Raw genomic sequence first — 15,544 nt, forward strand, 5'->3', positions numbered from 1 at the left:
TTAGATTTGGTCTATGAAGGTTTTCCTGGGCACGATCCTCTTATTGGGCTGTATGCAGGGCGTCATCGCTGCGGTCCTGCTCTTCCGGTCGAAACGGCACCGGCAGGCCAATAAGCTGCTGGGGGTGTTGATCCTGCTGATTTCGCTGGCGACGTTCAAGGTGTATTCGAACGCGCAGGGATGGTGGGACCAGGGGCTGATCCCCATCCTGATCGCCAACTTCGTTCCCTTTTTTATCATCATGCCGGTGGGGCCGCTGGTCTATTTCTATGTGAAATCCTGTCTGGACCCGCGGTTTGAGCTTCCCCGGAAGGACAGGCGACATTTCTGGCCCGTCTTGCTGGACCTCGTGCCGGTGTTGACGGTGTTTTTGTACCTGGCGCTGGTAGCTTTTGGGATGGAACGGCCAAACGACGCGCGCTGGGGCGTATTCATCGACGATTACAATGACTATGTGGACATACCCCGTTGGTTGTCGGTGACGATCTACGTGTGGGCGGCATGGCGTCTGCTCCGGAAGGCACCGGCGGCGGAAGCGGCGCGTTGGATACGGCAATTCCTGCGGGGTTTTATGGTCTTCCAGTGTATCTGGCTGGTTTTCCTGGTGCCACAGGAGCTCCCGGGATCGGGGGACTGGCTCCTCGACCATTTGGGATGGTATCCCCTCTATATTCCCCTGGTCGTTTTGAGCTACTGGCTGGGGATCAAGGGCTATTTATTGTCGCAGGCGTTGCCGGTGCCGGGCACGCCGCTGCCCGTGTCCCTGGTCCAGCCGACCGTACAGGTATTGGAGCGGCTGATGGCCGAAGAAAAACTCTACCGGAACCCCGACCTGAACCTCTCCCTGTTGGCTTCGTCCGCCGGAGTGGCGCCCAAAACGCTGTCGACGGTGTTGAACCAGCACCTGGGGAAGAGCTTTAACGAGTATGTCAACGAGTACAGGGTTCGTGAAGTACAGGGGCGGCTGCGGGGCGGCGCCTCCCGGGACCTGACCATAGCCGGGCTCGCATACGAGTCGGGGTTCAACTCCCTGCCGACCTTTCAACGGGCATTCAAGGCGATAAGTGGCGTCACCCCCAGGGAATTTATGGTCAAATCCGGAATCGAATAGTTCCTTTATGCGGCCGGGGCTTGTTTTGGGGTATGAAATACCTATCCCTTTTTCTCGCCCTGCTGCCCTGTGCAGCCCTGGCCCAATTTGCCGGCGACTATGGCACGGCGGATACCACGCTTTTCCAGATCATTCAACGGACCGACGGGTACTATTTCGTCACGGGGCATTACGGGAATATCCGGATGTTGCCCGTGGGGCCCGGGCGGTTTACCCTCGACCGGGTCAAGCCGGTGATTACGATCGGGTTCGACAGCGCCGGCCGCTTGCTGTTGCATCAGGAGGGGACGTTTACGTGGATCAAGGATACGCCATCGGCGTCATTGCTTGGCTCGTACCGGCAGGACATCGATCCGTCGCTGCATATTTTGATCCATGGGTCGCCGTTGCTGGCGGATACCACCCCGCTCCGGTTGTTGTCGGGGTCTATGTACAAGCTGCTCGACAAACGGCTGGACGATACGTACGCGTTCGACCGCGATCGTCATGGGGTGGTCCAGCGGCTGGTGATCCACAGGACCGGGGTACAGGTCTACCTGCCGCGGGCGGCTTCGGGTCCCCGCCTGGTCCTGAGGACGCATCCGGCCGACCGGCACCTGGGATTTGACCGGGCGGATACGCTGGAGGGGGCGGCCTTGCCGGCGCGGACGTGTTATGATGTACTGTTTTATGACCTGGATGTAGCGGTGGCACCGCTTGAGCGGACGGTGCGCGGGAGCAATCGTATCCGCTTCCGGGCGGTGCGGGATTTTGACAGCCTGCAGCTCGATTTGTATGCGAACCTGCATATTGACAGCATCCGGTATAACGGAGTCTCGTTGTCGTACACGCGGGAGCTCAATGCGGTCTATGTACATTTTCCTTCCAGGGTCTTGCATGGTTTTTTGGGAGAACTGACGGTCGCCTATCATGGCGCGCCGGTTCTCCCCGACCCGTCGGTGTTGCAGGGCGGCGTGATCTGGTTTCACGACGCACAGGGGAAACCTTGGGCGGAAACGGTCTGCCAGGGTTCGGGCGGCAGTCTTTGGTGGCCGGGGAAGGACCTTTTGTCGGACAAGCCGGACAGCATGCGGATCGCGCTCACGGTACCGGCGGGTCTTTCGGGGATTGCCAACGGGCGGCTGGTCGATTCTTCTTCATTGCCGGACGGGCATCGGCGGTTTGTCTGGTATGTGCATCACCCGATTCTAAACTATGACGTAGCGTTTTACGTCGGGGACTATATGCATTGGAGGGACAGTTCGGGCTATGACTACTATTGTATGCCGTACAGTCTGTCGAAAGCGCGTCTTTTGTTTGCGGGGGTCCCGGCGATGATGCGGCTCTACGAACGGGATTTCGGCCCCTACCCTTTTGCGCGGGACGGTTTTAAGCTGGTGGAGGCGCCGTATCCCATGGAACACCAGAGCGCGGTTACCCCGGGTCCGATTACGCCGTTGGACGGCGGCGCGTACGATACGGCGGAAGCCACGATGACGATGTGGCACGAGAGCGCGCACGAGTGGTGGGGGAATAGCGTGAGCTGTGCGGATTTCGCGGATCTGTGGATACATGAGTCGTTTGCGACGTATGCGGAGGAGCTGTCTTATCAGGCGTTTGGGCGCGGGAACCCGCGGTATATCCGGCATGAGAAGCCGGGTCTCCGGGAGCCGATCATCGGGGTGTACGGCGTAAATTATTTTTATCTGGGGGATATGTATAGTAAAGGGGTTTTGATGCTTTCTGCATTGCAGCGGCTGGTGGGCAACGATTCGGTGTGGTTCGGGGCGTTGCGGGGGATACAGGCGCGGTTCCGGTACGGGTCGGTGACCACGGAGGACGTGGTGCGGTGTTTTAACGAGCTTACGGGTGGGGACTATACGGCGTTCTTTGATAGGTGTTTGCGGACGACGGAGGCCGTGCCGGTGGCGCCTTGAGCGCTTCGTGGGGCCTTGAGCGCCGGCAGGGTCCGGTCCCGTCCGGCGCGCCCAGGTGACCCTGGAACGCCCCGGATGCCGGACGTTTCCGTAACCCTGCCGGGCTGAAGCCGGTGATTTCCAACCAAAGTACAAACACGCGGGGGCCGGTGGGGGATATTGGGGTGGAAGACGGAATTATGTGGGTGGCCGACGGGTGGGCGGGGGTGAACGTTCCGGATTTTTGTTTAATTTGATCGCATGCGTTTGTGGCTTTGTGTTTTCCTTGCTTTCACCGCCACGGGGCTTCACGGCCAGGAGTTGAGCGCCCAGCGGCCCGACCCGCGGCCGGACCGACGGCTGCAACGGCGGTTGGACACGCTGGTCCGGGGTTTTCATGGTGACGTGGGTATCTATGTATACGACCCGGTGGGCAACCGCTTTGCGGCGCTGGGGGCGGATACGGTATTCCCTACCGCGAGTATCGTCAAAGTCGGGATCCTGATCGGGATCATGGACAGGATACGGGCGGGCGCGCTCGACTATCACCAGCGGTGCACGTACACCGATTCCCTCTATCTCAAGGAAGGAGACGACATCCTCTCCAATTTCAAACCGGGCAGCACCATCGAGCTCAGCAAGCTGATGATGCTGATGCTCACGATCAGCGACAACTGCGCGAGCCTTTGGCTGCAGGGGCTGGCGGGTGGAGGCGGACAAATCAACCGGGTCCTCGACAGCCTCGGCTTCACTCAAACCCGCGACAACAGCCATGCGCCCGGCCGGGAGGCGGAACGGGCGCGGTATGGCTGGGGGCAGACGACGCCGCGGGAAATCGTACATATCTTCGACCAGATCGTCCGCGGCCAGGTATTGGGGGCGGACGCCAGCGCCCGGATGCTGCGTCTGCTGGGGCGGCAATATTGGGACGAGATCGCCTTGTCGCAGATACCGGCGGGCGTATTTGTCGCGGATAAGAACGGCGCCCTGGATGCCAACCGGAACGAGGTGGCGTATGTGAATGACGGCCGCCATCCTTATTTCTTTGCCATATTTACCAAGAACAATGCGGATACGCGCTGGACACCCGACAACGAAGCCTGGACGCTGACCCGCCGCTTATCATCGTTATTGTGGGGATACTATCGGTAAAACGGTTGCTTGCATTGGGTAGTCTGCTGCTCTGTTGTCTTTTTGCCAGGGCGCAGGACAGCCTGGTCGTGTTTTTCCCATTCAACAGCGCAATGCTGTCGGATACGGCGCGGGTGGATTCCCTGGGCCGGATGCACGTGCGCTATGTGCTGGCGGGATATTGTGACAGCATTGGCAGCAACCCATACAACGACAGCCTGGCGGCGGCGCGGGTCGCCGCGGTACGCGGGCGGTTATTGGCGGCGGGGCTTCCGGACAGCCTGGTCCGTGTCGAAGTGTATGGCAAACGGGCGCCGGTCAACGACAACGGGACGCCGGAAAAGCGGGCGGTCAACCGGCGCGTCAGCATCAGCTGGACGGTGCTGCCTATTGCCGGCGCCACCGATACTCCCGCCACGATCGAGCTGACACCCTCCATGACCCTGGAGGAGGTTTTAAAGGACACGAGCCATATCCTGGGGTCCCGCATCATCCTCCGGCAGGTCAACTTCTACGGCGGGCACCACTATCCCGAGGAATCTTCCTATAAGGCCTTGCGGGAGCTGCTGCGTTTTATGAACACGCACTCCGGGCTCTCCATCGAAATCCAGGGGTTCGTCTGTTGCCTCCCCGACAGCGTGGACGCCCTCGACCTGGATACGCACGTCATCAACCTGTCCACGGCCCGGGCGAAATTCATCTATGACTACCTAAGGGGAGAGGGTGTCGATACCGCGCGGATGCGCTACCGGGGATTCCAGGCCAGCCAGAAGCTCTTCCCCGCGGAGGCGTCGGAGGAAGAGCGGAAGATGAACCGCAGGGTGCAGATCAAGATCACGGCGTGGAAGCCGTAGGGCGTACCAAGCCGGCGGTGGCTGGCGCGCGACACCGGATCAGCGCGGCGCGACCGCATTAATTATGATGGCGCTGGTGTCCAGGTGGACATTGTCATACAGCTGCGACAGAATTCCCTTGTACAGCAGAAAGGTATTTTGCGTGTTCGGCACGGCGATGTTCGCGCGGAAAGCATTCCGCAGCGCCTCGTAACCCCGGTGAGCACCGGCGCTGTCGTAGAACAGGCGTGTCCAGCCGTCGGGGACCCTGGCTTCGGGTTTCAGGGTTATGCCGTTGCCATAAAATCCGAGCGGGGAGATGAATTCGGTGGTGGAGACGGACTCTGCTTTACTATCGATCGCCAGCTCGATATACAAAAGCTCGCACCGCAGGTGGCCGCGGACGCGAGCCAGGATGGCGGAGTCCGGCTCCGGGTGAAGGGCCGGGATTTCCCATTTGTTGTTGACCAGGCTGAAGGGATCGGTTAACGAATCTTCCCTGGCTGGCCCGGGTTCGAATCGGAAGTCCACAGCCGTCCTGGGATCGTCCGGGTGTATGACCAGCTCGCCGGGCCCCAACGATGTCACTTTGTATACCTGCGCGTCGTTTTCCCATCGATGCAGCGTCAGTATATTTCCGTTCAGGGCCCATCGACCGGCCCCAAAACGCCTGTCGAGCTTCCCGGTATAAGTACCGTTGTCATAGAAACGGATAAAAGAACCAAGATAGGTCGTGTCGAAATGAGGCCCTGACGGGGAAGTGACATCTACGAGGTTCCAGACCTTGCCGGTAAGTTTTGGCTTGAGGAGGCAGGAGGATAGCAAGGCGAGGCACAGGAGGTGGGCTGCAGTTTTCATACAGGCAATGTACAGATTTATAGGATAGGGTCTGTTCGGACACCACCTTAACAATTATGTAACCATGTATTTATCATGAGTTCACAACACTTGATAATATTTGTGGAACCAACCCCTACTATCATGAAGCCAGCCGGGATCCGCCTTGCTCTTCCCGTTATTCTATTGGTTTTATTATCTTCGGCGAAGGAGAAACACTCCATGGATGACCTACCCCTCAATATGATCCAGGTCATCGGCTCTCACAACAGCTATAAGGAAGCCATCGACCCGCCGCTCTTCAACATCATTCGGTTCATGGACCAGTCCATTGCTAACTCCCTGGACTATACACATCTAACGCTTTCCGAGCAGCTGTCGATGGGGCTCTGCAACCTGGAAATCGACGTTTATGCCGACGAGCACGGGGGCAAATACGCGCACCCGAAGGGTTTGTCCTGGGAGGGAAAGGCCGCGCACGACTTCCCTTATGACCCGAAAGGAGAAATGATACAGCCCGGCTTCAAGATCATGCACATCCAGGACGTCGACTTCCGTAGCAGCTGTCTCACATTGACCGGTGCCCTGCGGGAATTGAAGGCCTGGTCCGACGCGCACAAGGGACACCCGCCAGTATTTATCACGGTCAACGCCAAGGACGACCGCATCCCCGGTCTGACCCGCCCGGAAAAGTTTACCGGTGACGTCTTCGACCGGCTCGATAAGGCGCTGATCGAAGGCCTGGGCGCCGACAAGCTCCTCACCCCTGACGAGGTGCGCGGCTCCGCCCCCACCCTGGAGCGTGCGGTCCTCGACGGCCGCTGGCCCTCCGTGACGGCGTCGCGCGGCAAGTTCGTCTTTATCCTCGATGAAAAAGGTCGGAAACGCGACGCATATATTGCGGGTCACCCTTCCTTACGCAACCGCGTGTTTTTTGTCAACGCGCTCCCCGGCACGCCCGAAGCGGCTTTCATGATCATCAACGACCCCATTAAATACCAGGGACGTATCCGCGACCTCGTCCGGCAAGGATATATAGTACGCACACGCGCGGACGAGGGCACGACCGAAGCGCGGCGCAATGATATGAATCGGTTTCACGCGGCTTGTTCGTCCGGAGCCCAAATCATCTCTACCGATTATTACCGGGCGAGTACCTTGTTCAGGTCCGATTACGTGATACGGTTTGCGGGCGGGGAGTACTGGCGCGCCAATCCGATGGTGGATGACGCGGGTGCGATGGGGAAAGTATTTGCGAAGCAATGAGTTAGGCATGGTTTTGGATGGATAATAAAAAAATGTTATCTTTAAGGACACCTTATCGATAACACACCAAATCCGATCCGAATGAAAACGTTCAACATCATGTTGTTGTCTACTCTGGGCAACTTGCTGCTGGTTTTCGGCGTGCTAGTCGCCATCAATGTCCCCGATCTGAGTCGTCTTTCCCAAACCAATTGGTTGACTTTTACACCCCTGGCGGTTTTGTATGCCTTGCTGGTCGCCCTGCTGGGACTGGGGCTGGGAAGCCTTGTCAACGGCCTCCTGGTATACCCCAAAAAGCCCTGGCGGAACCTGCGCATGAGCGAAGTCAACGCGGGGATCGTCTTCCTGCTGCTGGTCCTGTATTTTGCCTGGGCGACGGGGTCGTTCAGCGGAACGCCGCCCAAGGCGAAGAGCCAGTCGTGGATGCACACCGATCTGCTGTACAAGGATATTTCCGAGCGGGGCTTCAAGGCTTTTTAAGGAGCCGTGTTAATACGACGATGGAGCCTCGTCAGCACGACGATGGAGCCGCGCCAGCTCGGTGATCCGGGCCAGGTGATGGTCGTCGTGGTCCGCTACGAACACGAAGAGGTCCTGCGTGCGCATGGGTGTCTTTAGCCGTGGATGAATGGCGGAACGGAACACCAACGCTTCGTCTATCCCCTCGAGCATCGAGACCGTTTGCGCGCGCAGGCGGCGGAAGCGTTCGAGCAGTTCCGGGAGCGGCGTCGCATCGTGACCGGCTTCGGTCGTGCGGCGATTTTGCAGGTCGGTTGGACTGAGCTCCGGGCGGCCCGAACGGATGTCGTCAAACCGCTGTTGCCAAAGCGTCTCCAGGTCGCTTAGGTGACCGATGTTCTCCTGGATGGACCAGGTGTCGCCGATACGGGACGTCAGGATCGACGGATCGATGGAGCGCATCTTTTCCTCAAGACGGGCGGGCGTTCCTTTCAACCGTTCGAGGACGGAGGGGAATATATTCTGTGCGCCGCCGAAGTCGAAACGGCGCTCGAACCATTTTGTTTGAGCCATAAAAGGTATTACCTGTTAAATTTCCTTAATTACAAGAAACTTAACAACTCTGCTCACTACATTTATATCGTTAACCCCAGACACCACATCCTGCCTGGAGCCACTGCGATATGCTACCTTTGCCTGCTCATCACCGGGCATTGCCCGACCACAAAAAGGCGTCGCTTTCCGCACACGCGACGCTGATGCCAGCGACCCTCGTGTTGTTGCTGCTGGGTCTGACGGCCCGGGGCCAGCAATCGGACTCGCTCCGCATCATAAACCTCGATTATAAGTCAAAGATACGCTTGATACAAGGCGCGCCCTGTCTCCTGCCGGAGCTCGTTCTCGAGAAGGAATGGGGCCAGGTGCAAAATTACCTGGACCACTGGCGGGTGGCGGCGATCCCCAACGAGGAATTCATTTTTGCCATCAGTACGCTGGCGGCCATCGACCAGCGCAAGTTTTCGGTCCTGTCGTTCCCGGGGGACTACGCGGCGTTGCTGGATCAGTATGCGGTTGAAGCAAAGACGGTGAATGGGCCGTTCCGCTACTACCTGAAGATTTCCAACCGGGTCCGGTATGACGCGACGCCGGACGCGCGGGCGTTGATCCTGTGGATCGAGTCCTGGGCGCGCATGCTGGAGCAACGGGCCATGTTGTCGCCCACGGAGGGCTTCCTGTGCAAAGTTTACGCGGGTGAAATCGTCTACCCGAGGACCACGCTAAAGGAAGCGGGGGCGTCGTATACGGAGCTTTATTCGCTGCAACGCACCATCCACCAGAGTTATGAAGACTACTTCACGGCGCAAAGGGGACAAGGGGGCACGACAGTCGGGTTCATCTCGGGGTGGTGGTTGCCCACGGGTAACCTGGCGGGCACGCTGGGATCGCACCCCAGTATCGGCATATATGTGGGGGGCAGGAACTACCGGAACGAATATGACATCGTCTGGGCCTTCCGGTTGCCGGGGAACAGCGTGAAGCCGTATACCTTCAGCCGGAACGATACGTCGTACACCAGCACCTATTATGACGGCGGTTATATCGGGCTCGATTATACCCGGTACCTCATCCACCGCAAACGATATGAATTCGGGGTCGTTTCCGCCATTGCCTATGACTACTTCAGCATCGCCAACGGGTTGGGGAGCAACGACGAAGGCGAGCGCCATTGGGGCTCGTTCAACGAAGGGTCTTTCGATTTCAACAACGGCGTCCGGTTCAAATATTTTTTGCGGCCCAAGCTGAACATCGGCCTGGCGGTGAAATACCACATCATCAACTACGACAACCATGGAGGGACGGATATGGGCGGGAACGCTTTCACGGTCGATCTTTCCGTGGGGACAAGATAAAATGGGTACGAGATAAAAAAACCTGCGGCTCATGAAAAAAACGAAACACATCCAGCTGGTCCTGATCACGGCAGCGCTCAGCTCGTGCAGCCGGGTCGTTATCCCCAACGAGCCGGTGCAAAGCTGTCTGGCGGACACCAGCTTATCCCGGACGCCCGTGGACTGGGAGGACAACCCGGCGCCCGCGGTACAGCCCTACTACGAGCTGTCCTACGAGCCCTCGTGGAACGTAGGTTTTTACTACCGGCCCGTATACACCCACCCGGCCTGGGCGCCGAGGCTGCATCCGGGCGGCTGGGCCGGCGGGGGCGTAGTCACGGCTCCCACGGTGGTCCGGGGCGGCTTCGGCCTGTCGGCCAAAACGGTGACCATCGCATCCTGAATCCCATGATCCGTCAAACCCTCCAACCCCGCAACCACTGGCAAGAGACGGTAGAAAGGCTGGGGTTCGGCTTTCACACCACCGAGGCCGCGTACTGGGACGAAAGCGCCTGCTACGCCTTCGGCATGGACGAGGTCCTGACGATCGAGCAGGCCACGTCCAGTCTTTGGGACATGTGTCTGAAAGCGGTGGACTATGTCATCGACCAGCGTTTGTTCGACCTTTTCCACATACCCGCGCCCGTTATTCCGTACGTCATCGACGGTTGGGAGGGGGATGCGCCTTCGATCTACGGGCGTTTCGACCTGTGTTTCCGCGACGGCCAGGTCAAATTGCTCGAGTTCAACGCGGATACCCCCACCAGCCTTTTTGAGGCGGGGATCGTACAGTGGTTCTGGCTACAGGACGTTTTCCCTTCCAGGGACCAGTTCAACAGCATACACGAAAAGCTCATCGACTGCTGGTCGGGGCTCCGGCCGTACCTCAACCCGGGGTTGCTCCATTTTGCCTGCGTCAGCGACTCCCTGGAAGACCTCACCAACTGCGAATACCTCCGGGACTGCGCCATACAGGCGGGCTTACCCACCCGGCATTTGTTCATGGACGACATCGGCTGGGACGGACGCGCGCTGGTGGACCTGGACAACGAACCCATCCAAAACCTTTTCAAGCTGTATCCCTGGGAATGGCTGTCGCGGGAGCCCTTTGGCGAGCACCTCATGGCAGCGCGGGAGCCCTTCCGCGGCGGCGCGGGGTCGCCGGTCAAGGTCATCGAGCCCGCGTGGAAAATGATCCTCTCCAACAAGGCGATCCTGCCCATCCTTTGGCAGCTGTTCCCGGACCATCCCCTGCTGCTGCCCGCCTTCTTCGAACCCGGACCGCTGCGGAGCTATGCGCGCAAACCGCTCTTATCCCGCGAAGGCGCCAACATCGAGCTGGTGCGCTCGGGCGATTTGCTGGCACGGACGGACGGGGAATACGGGGAAGAAGGCTATATCTACCAGGCTTTGTTCGAGCTGCCGTCCTTCGAGGGCGGGTACCCGGTCATCGGGAGCTGGGTGATCGGGCAGGAACCCGCGGGGATCGGGATTAGGGAATCCGGGGGACTGGTAACGGACAACCTAAGCCGGTTTGTGCCGCATTATATCCTTTAGGGCAACGAGTGCCGCGTGATAGCCGCAGAGGCCGTGGACGCCCCCGCCCGGGGGCGTGGAGGAGGAGCAGATATAAAGGCCGCGCGCGGAGGTCCGGTAGGGGCTGAAGCGAAGCGCGGGCCGGGCAAACAGCTGACGAATATCGATGGCGCCGCCATTGATGTCCCCCCCGATATAATTGGCGTTATAAGATTCCATCTGGGCCGTGTTCATGACGTGGCGGGACAGTATCCGGTCGTGGAAACCGGGGGCGAAGCGTTCGACCTGGCGCTCTATGATAGCCGTGCGGTCGAGAGTGGAACCATTGGGGACGTGACAGTAGGCCCATGCGGTGTGTTTTCCTTCGGGAGCGCGGGTAGGATCAAAAAGGCTTTGCTGCGCCAGCAGGACAAAGGGGTTGTCGACGTGACGCCCGGCCCAGGTTTCCCGTTCGCCGTGGGCGATCTCTTCCAGGGTCCCCCCGATGTGGACGGTACCGGCCCTGCGGCAGTGCTCGTTCGTAAAGGGGATGGGACCATCCAGGGCCCAGTCGATCTTAAAGACGCCGGGGCCGTATCGGAAGCGTTTGAGCTGGTTTTGATAATGCGGAGAAAACTTTTCGCCCGCGATGGCCAGGACCTGGCGGGGCGTCAGGTCGAACAGGACGGCGCGGGTTTCCGGTAACTGGGAGAGCGTGTTTACCGGGGTGTTTGTTTCGATCTTTCCGCCCAGGGATTCGAAATACGCGGCCATGGCCCGGGCGATGGCAACGGCGCCGCCCTTTGCCATCGGCCAGCCCGTCGTGTGCCCGATGGTGGTCAGCACCAGCCCGATGGCGGAGGTCCCCCAGTACGATAACGGGACGATGGAATGCGCGGCCATCCCCGCCCAAAGGGCCCTGGCTTCCGGGGTATGGAAGCGCCTGGCTACGGTGAGCGCGGGGGCGAGCGCGTCCAAGCCGAACCGGGCCATTTCCAGCGGGTGGTGCGGGATGCGAAGCGGGCCCAGGGCGTCCTTTACGAGGTGTGGCCAGTGCTTTACCAACGGGTCGAAAAGCCTCCGGTAGGCACTGGCGTCCGAGCCGAGCGTCTCTACGGTCTGTTCGATGGATGAGAACAGCGCCGCGGCGCTGCCGTTATCGAGCGGGTGGGCGGCGTTTATAGGGGGGTAGAGGAATTCAACACCATACTTGTCCAGCGGCAGCGTTTGGAAGAAGGGCGAGCCAACGGCCATCGGGAGTATGGCGGAGCACACGTCATGCTGGAAACCGGGGAGGGTCAGGGCTTCGGTGCGGAGACCGCCGCCGATGGTGTGTTTGGCTTCGAGGACCAGCACCTGGCAACCGGCCTGCTGCAGGGTGATGGCCGCCGCGAGACCATTGGGGCCGGAGCCGACGACGACTGCGTCTACGTCCATGTTATCGCACTTTTTTGGAATAAATCTTCAGCGTCTCGCGCTCTTTGCTGTTGAGGCTCTTCATCCCGCGTTTGGCGATCTTGTCGAGGATGCGGTCGATCTCCTGCTGCGCGATGTACCGGTCCGCGTTATACTTGTGGTCGATCGTATATTGGTCCCTGTGGGTTTTGTAAAAAAAATTATCGACGTACAGCAGGTGGGGGCGGGTGACGATGAAGTAGATAAAAACGACGGACGGGACGGTGATCAGCAATACGGTGATATAGTTGTACTGGAGCACCCCGGGTCGCAGGGCGATCGCGGCCGCCATGCCGATCAGGGCGCCTCCCAGGTGCGCTTCGTGACCGATGTTGTCCCGCCGGGACCGGATCCCGTACATGGAGTACAACACGAAGAAGATGGCGTACAAAAAACCGGGGATCGGTAACAGGAAGCCTATAACCATCCCGGGGTTGAGGGCGATGGAGGCGAACATTACCCCGCATACGGCCCCCGACGCGCCTACCGCGCTGTAATCGCCGTGGTTCCGGTGAATGAGCAAGGCCAGCAGATTCCCGCCGACCAGGCTGACAAAATAAACGAGCAGGAACTCGAGGGGGCCGAGCGTCTGCGTCACGGCGCCGCTGAACATAAACAGGCTGACCATGTTCAGGATCAAATGGCTCCAGTCGATGTGCAAAAAACCGGAGGTGACCAGCCGCTTGTAGTCTTTGTGCACGAAAATGGCATCCACCCGGAAACAATATTGCTCGAAGAACAACGAGCTTTTGAAGCCCCGGTACGATACGAGGATGTTGGCGACGATGATGAGGACGACGATGAAACCGGTGGTGCTCATGACCAGTAAATATAGCCATTTTTGCGCAGGCTTCAGCTCGGTTTGAGGGCGGCGATCCGTGCGTCCTGGTCCGCTTCGACGGTCATGACGAGGGGGCCGAACCGCTCCAGGAATTCCGGGTCGTGCGCCTGTTTCTTCCCGGTCCTGGCGTCGATGCGGGTAAAATTGGTCCAGAGCAACGCCTTGAGCTGCCGGTGGGCGTCGTCCCACAGCGACATCTCCACCGTCAGCCAGGTATCCGCCAGGCCGATGACCATGGACTGAACGCACACGCGTTCGTTATAATTGGCGGGCCGGAGGTAACGGATTTCGTGCCGGTTGACGACAAAACCGATACCCCGCGTCGCCCATTCTTTCAAATCCACCCCATAGTGTTCGCGGAGGTGGTCTTCGCGGGCGTCGAGACAATAGTCCAGGTAGCGGGCGTTGTTCAGGTGTCCGAAGGGGTCGCAGTCGTTAAAGCGCACCCAATAGTGTGAAAAGGGCTGTTTTTCCATTATGAAGTATATTGTGACCGGCGCAAACATACGCCCTGGAGTATGGTCCACAGGCGTCAAAACGTTGCGTTTTTTTTATGCGGATAGGCGAACTTTCCCGCCGGTCGGGTTTTAGCCGGGACACGATCCGTTATTACGAAAAAATGGGGCTGATCCAGCTCCGGGATTGCCGGCTGCACCGGACCTCGTCCAAGGACTACCCGGAGTCGGTACTCCGCCGCCTGGTGGCGATCCGGGAGATCAAACGCTATGGCTTCACCCTCCAGGAGACCCTGGGCATGATCGTGCTGTTCGAGGAGGGGGTGCTCGAGCCCGAGCGCGGTATCCGCTTCGTCCAGCGCAAGATCGAGCGGATCGACCGGCAGATCGGGGCGCTGCAGGAAGCCAGGGGACGGCTCCAGGAGATCGTGGCCCATGGGGCGGATGGGCGTTGTCCGCTGGCGGGGGTATTGGAAGCGATGGCGTAGCTTTGGGGCATGTTGGTCAAGGACATCCATATTCCCACGGTGTCGTTTCGGCCCGACCCCGAAGCGCGTAACCCATGGTTCAGGGTTAATCGGGTCGACCGCGTGGTACATTACCTGCAGAAGGAATTCCTGGCCCCCCACCGGAAGGATTATTACTTCCTGGCCCTGGTACGCGAGGGTTGTAGCCGGCACTGGGTTGACATGGTGCCCTATGAGCTCCTGCCCAACAGGGTGTATTTTACGATCCCCCAACAAGTCCACCTGAAGGAAGAGGCAAAGCCAATGACGGGCACCGTGATCGGTTTCAGCGAGGATTTTCTTTCCCTCGAGGAAAACGGATTCCTTCGGGGTCTGCCGTTGATCCGGAATCCGCACAACGGACACGAGCTGCGGTTGTCCGACGGGGACGTGGCGTTTATGGAAGACATCACCGACAAGATCATCGCGGAGTACCGGTCCAGGCAATCCTGGCAGCAAGGCATGTTGTCCGCCTATGTCAGGGTGCTCCTCATCTTCCTCAGCCGTTTGTATACAGAGCAGTTCAGCTCTTTGGAGCCGTCCTCCGAACGGTTACTTCTTAAACGTTTTCTGGCCTGTATCGACCAGCATTATATCGAACGACACGAAGTAGCGGCATATGCCGAGCTGCTGCACATCTCGGCGGGGCACCTGGGCGACGTGGTCCGGGAGCAAAGCGGGAAACCCGCGATTACCCATATCCACGAACGCCTTGTCATGGAGGCCCGCCGGCTGCTTTTTCATTCTGAGAGGGCGGTCAAGGAAATCGCCTTCGAGCTGGGATTCGAGGACGCCTCCTATTTCAACCGGTTTTTTAAACGGCTCACGGGACAGACGCCCGCGATCTATCGCGCTACTATCCGGGAAATGTACCATTGAATCCTTCCGTTCGTCCATGCCTTGGCAGGCCAGCCGCGTAGCTTTGCGGTACAAACAATGTACGCATGAAAAAAGCTTTAGTGACAGGCGCCAACCGGAGTATCGGTCTTGAGGTGGCCCGGCAGTTATCCGGGCTTGGCTATTTCGTTTACCTGGGTTGCAGGGACCTCTCCAAAGGTCGTGCGGCGGCAGAAGGTCTTTCCAACGTCGAGGCCTTGCAGATCGATACCGCCGATCCGGCCTCCATCGCCGCGGCGCGTGCGCAGGTCGACAGCCTGGACGTATTGATCAATAACGCTGGCATCAGCGGCGGTTTTCCTCAACCTCCGGACGCAACGCCGGTGGCGACGATCCGGACGGTGTTCGATACCAACTTTTTCGGGGTCATCGAGACGACGCTGGCTTTTTTAGACCTGTTGCGGCAATCGCCGGAGCCGCGCATCGTCCAGGTTACCTCCGGGCTGGCGTCGCT

The 15,544-nt window shown here is 59.2% G+C and carries 17 protein-coding genes; 12 read left to right on the forward strand and 5 right to left on the reverse strand.

Going from position 1 to position 15,544, the window contains the following annotated elements; genetic code table 11:
* The first annotated feature begins 13 nt into the window (after nt 1–13).
* The 4 genes from VL547_RS14535 to VL547_RS14550 all read left to right on the forward strand — a co-directional run bounded on the left by VL547_RS14535 (nt 14) and on the right by VL547_RS14550 (nt 4,991).
* On the forward strand, nt 14–1,111 hold the full coding sequence (locus tag VL547_RS14535; RefSeq protein ID WP_325579016.1) for a helix-turn-helix transcriptional regulator: 1,098 nt from the start codon (nt 14–16) through the stop codon (nt 1,109–1,111).
* A 32-nt stretch (nt 1,112–1,143) separates the two neighbouring features.
* Entirely contained in the window at nt 1,144–3,027 is a 1,884-nt protein-coding gene (locus VL547_RS14540; RefSeq protein WP_325579018.1) for a M1 family metallopeptidase, read from the forward strand.
* Nucleotides 3,028–3,267: 240 nt separating this feature from the next.
* The gene (locus tag VL547_RS14545) at nt 3,268–4,158 is read left to right on the forward strand and encodes a serine hydrolase (RefSeq protein ID WP_325579020.1); all 891 of its coding nucleotides are present in this window, start codon (nt 3,268–3,270) and stop codon (nt 4,156–4,158) included.
* Nucleotides 4,140–4,991, forward strand: coding sequence for an OmpA family protein (locus VL547_RS14550; RefSeq protein WP_325579022.1), 852 nt, complete (start codon nt 4,140–4,142; stop codon nt 4,989–4,991). The genes VL547_RS14545 and VL547_RS14550 overlap by 19 nt, the downstream gene beginning before the upstream one ends.
* 39 nt (nt 4,992–5,030) lie before the next feature.
* Here VL547_RS14550 and VL547_RS14555 read toward each other — a convergent pair whose 3' ends face one another.
* Nucleotides 5,031–5,828 carry a lipocalin family protein gene (locus tag VL547_RS14555; protein WP_325579024.1) on the reverse strand — a complete coding sequence of 266 codons (798 nt, stop codon included), beginning with the start codon at nt 5,826–5,828 and terminating at the stop codon, nt 5,031–5,033.
* Between the two features lie 201 nt (nt 5,829–6,029).
* Between VL547_RS14555 and VL547_RS14560 the strand changes: the two genes are divergently transcribed.
* Together VL547_RS14560 and VL547_RS14565 are read left to right on the forward strand one after the other, a co-directional pair.
* On the forward strand, nt 6,030–7,073 hold the full coding sequence (locus tag VL547_RS14560) for a phosphatidylinositol-specific phospholipase C1-like protein (RefSeq protein WP_325579026.1): 1,044 nt from the start codon (nt 6,030–6,032) through the stop codon (nt 7,071–7,073).
* An 81-nt stretch (nt 7,074–7,154) separates the two neighbouring features.
* Entirely contained in the window at nt 7,155–7,553 is a 399-nt protein-coding gene (locus tag VL547_RS14565; protein WP_325579029.1) for a hypothetical protein, read from the forward strand.
* 9 nt (nt 7,554–7,562) lie between these two features.
* Here the strand turns inward: VL547_RS14565 and VL547_RS14570 are convergent, their stop codons facing one another.
* A complete protein-coding gene (locus VL547_RS14570) occupies nt 7,563–8,105 on the reverse strand; it encodes a DinB family protein (protein ID WP_325579031.1) in 543 nt (180 codons plus the stop codon).
* A gap of 110 nt (nt 8,106–8,215) precedes the next feature.
* On the opposite strand from VL547_RS14570, the gene VL547_RS14575 reads away from it, so the two are divergent.
* From VL547_RS14575 to VL547_RS14585, 3 genes are read left to right on the forward strand one after another with little or no spacing between them, the layout of a single operon-like run.
* Nucleotides 8,216–9,442: a hypothetical protein gene (locus VL547_RS14575; protein ID WP_325579033.1), complete on the forward strand. Its 1,227-nt coding sequence runs from the start codon at nt 8,216–8,218 to the stop codon at nt 9,440–9,442.
* Between the two features lie 31 nt (nt 9,443–9,473).
* Nucleotides 9,474–9,824, forward strand: a complete 351-nt coding sequence (locus VL547_RS14580; RefSeq protein ID WP_325579035.1) for a hypothetical protein — start codon at nt 9,474–9,476, stop codon at nt 9,822–9,824.
* A gap of 5 nt (nt 9,825–9,829) precedes the next feature.
* Complete coding sequence (locus VL547_RS14585) at nt 9,830–10,978, forward strand: glutathionylspermidine synthase family protein (RefSeq protein ID WP_325579037.1); 1,149 nt, start codon at nt 9,830–9,832, stop codon at nt 10,976–10,978.
* On the opposite strand, the gene VL547_RS14590 is transcribed toward VL547_RS14585, so the two are convergent.
* From VL547_RS14590 to VL547_RS14600, 3 genes are read right to left on the reverse strand one after another with little or no spacing between them, the layout of a single operon-like run.
* The gene (locus VL547_RS14590; RefSeq protein WP_325579039.1) at nt 10,946–12,373 is read right to left on the reverse strand and encodes an NAD(P)/FAD-dependent oxidoreductase; all 1,428 of its coding nucleotides are present in this window, start codon (nt 12,371–12,373) and stop codon (nt 10,946–10,948) included. The genes VL547_RS14585 and VL547_RS14590 overlap by 33 nt on opposite strands.
* A 1-nt stretch (nt 12,374) precedes the next feature.
* The gene (locus VL547_RS14595) at nt 12,375–13,211 is read right to left on the reverse strand and encodes a rhomboid family intramembrane serine protease (RefSeq protein WP_325579041.1); all 837 of its coding nucleotides are present in this window, start codon (nt 13,209–13,211) and stop codon (nt 12,375–12,377) included.
* 32 nt (nt 13,212–13,243) lie between these two features.
* Nucleotides 13,244–13,708, reverse strand: coding sequence for an acyl-CoA thioesterase (locus VL547_RS14600; RefSeq protein WP_325579043.1), 465 nt, complete (start codon nt 13,706–13,708; stop codon nt 13,244–13,246).
* 77 nt (nt 13,709–13,785) lie between these two features.
* Here VL547_RS14600 and VL547_RS14605 point away from each other — a divergent pair, with 77 nt between their 5' ends.
* From VL547_RS14605 to VL547_RS14615, 3 genes are all read left to right on the forward strand, one after another.
* Nucleotides 13,786–14,175: a MerR family transcriptional regulator gene (locus VL547_RS14605; protein WP_325579045.1), complete on the forward strand. Its 390-nt coding sequence runs from the start codon at nt 13,786–13,788 to the stop codon at nt 14,173–14,175.
* Nucleotides 14,176–14,184: 9 nt separating this feature from the next.
* A complete protein-coding gene (locus VL547_RS14610) occupies nt 14,185–15,072 on the forward strand; it encodes an AraC family transcriptional regulator (protein ID WP_325579047.1) in 888 nt (295 codons plus the stop codon).
* 65 nt (nt 15,073–15,137) lie between these two features.
* Nucleotides 15,138–15,544: SDR family NAD(P)-dependent oxidoreductase (locus VL547_RS14615; RefSeq protein WP_325579049.1), on the forward strand; the 407-nt coding region annotated here is incomplete at its 3' end.

The sequence above is a fragment of the Dinghuibacter sp. genome, from assembly GCF_035492835.1.
In the GTDB taxonomy this organism is placed as follows: Bacteria; Bacteroidota; Bacteroidia; order Chitinophagales; family Chitinophagaceae; genus Dinghuibacter.

Coding starts and splice junctions, on each gene's coding strand:
- VL547_RS14535 (WP_325579016.1), top strand. CDS start 14: ATGAAGGTTTTCCTGGGCACGATCCTCTTATTGGGCTGTATGCAGGGC.
- VL547_RS14540 (WP_325579018.1), top strand. CDS start 1,144: ATGAAATACCTATCCCTTTTTCTCGCCCTGCTGCCCTGTGCAGCCCTG.
- VL547_RS14545 (WP_325579020.1), top strand. CDS start 3,268: ATGCGTTTGTGGCTTTGTGTTTTCCTTGCTTTCACCGCCACGGGGCTT.
- VL547_RS14555 (WP_325579024.1), bottom strand. CDS start 5,828: ATGAAAACTGCAGCCCACCTCCTGTGCCTCGCCTTGCTATCCTCCTGC.
- VL547_RS14560 (WP_325579026.1), top strand. CDS start 6,030: ATGGATGACCTACCCCTCAATATGATCCAGGTCATCGGCTCTCACAAC.
- VL547_RS14565 (WP_325579029.1), top strand. CDS start 7,155: ATGAAAACGTTCAACATCATGTTGTTGTCTACTCTGGGCAACTTGCTG.
- VL547_RS14570 (WP_325579031.1), bottom strand. CDS start 8,105: ATGGCTCAAACAAAATGGTTCGAGCGCCGTTTCGACTTCGGCGGCGCA.
- VL547_RS14575 (WP_325579033.1), top strand. CDS start 8,216: ATGCTACCTTTGCCTGCTCATCACCGGGCATTGCCCGACCACAAAAAG.
- VL547_RS14580 (WP_325579035.1), top strand. CDS start 9,474: ATGAAAAAAACGAAACACATCCAGCTGGTCCTGATCACGGCAGCGCTC.
- VL547_RS14585 (WP_325579037.1), top strand. CDS start 9,830: ATGATCCGTCAAACCCTCCAACCCCGCAACCACTGGCAAGAGACGGTA.
- VL547_RS14590 (WP_325579039.1), bottom strand. CDS start 12,373: ATGGACGTAGACGCAGTCGTCGTCGGCTCCGGCCCCAATGGTCTCGCG.
- VL547_RS14595 (WP_325579041.1), bottom strand. CDS start 13,211: ATGAGCACCACCGGTTTCATCGTCGTCCTCATCATCGTCGCCAACATC.
- VL547_RS14600 (WP_325579043.1), bottom strand. CDS start 13,708: ATGGAAAAACAGCCCTTTTCACACTATTGGGTGCGCTTTAACGACTGC.
- VL547_RS14605 (WP_325579045.1), top strand. CDS start 13,786: ATGCGGATAGGCGAACTTTCCCGCCGGTCGGGTTTTAGCCGGGACACG.
- VL547_RS14610 (WP_325579047.1), top strand. CDS start 14,185: ATGTTGGTCAAGGACATCCATATTCCCACGGTGTCGTTTCGGCCCGAC.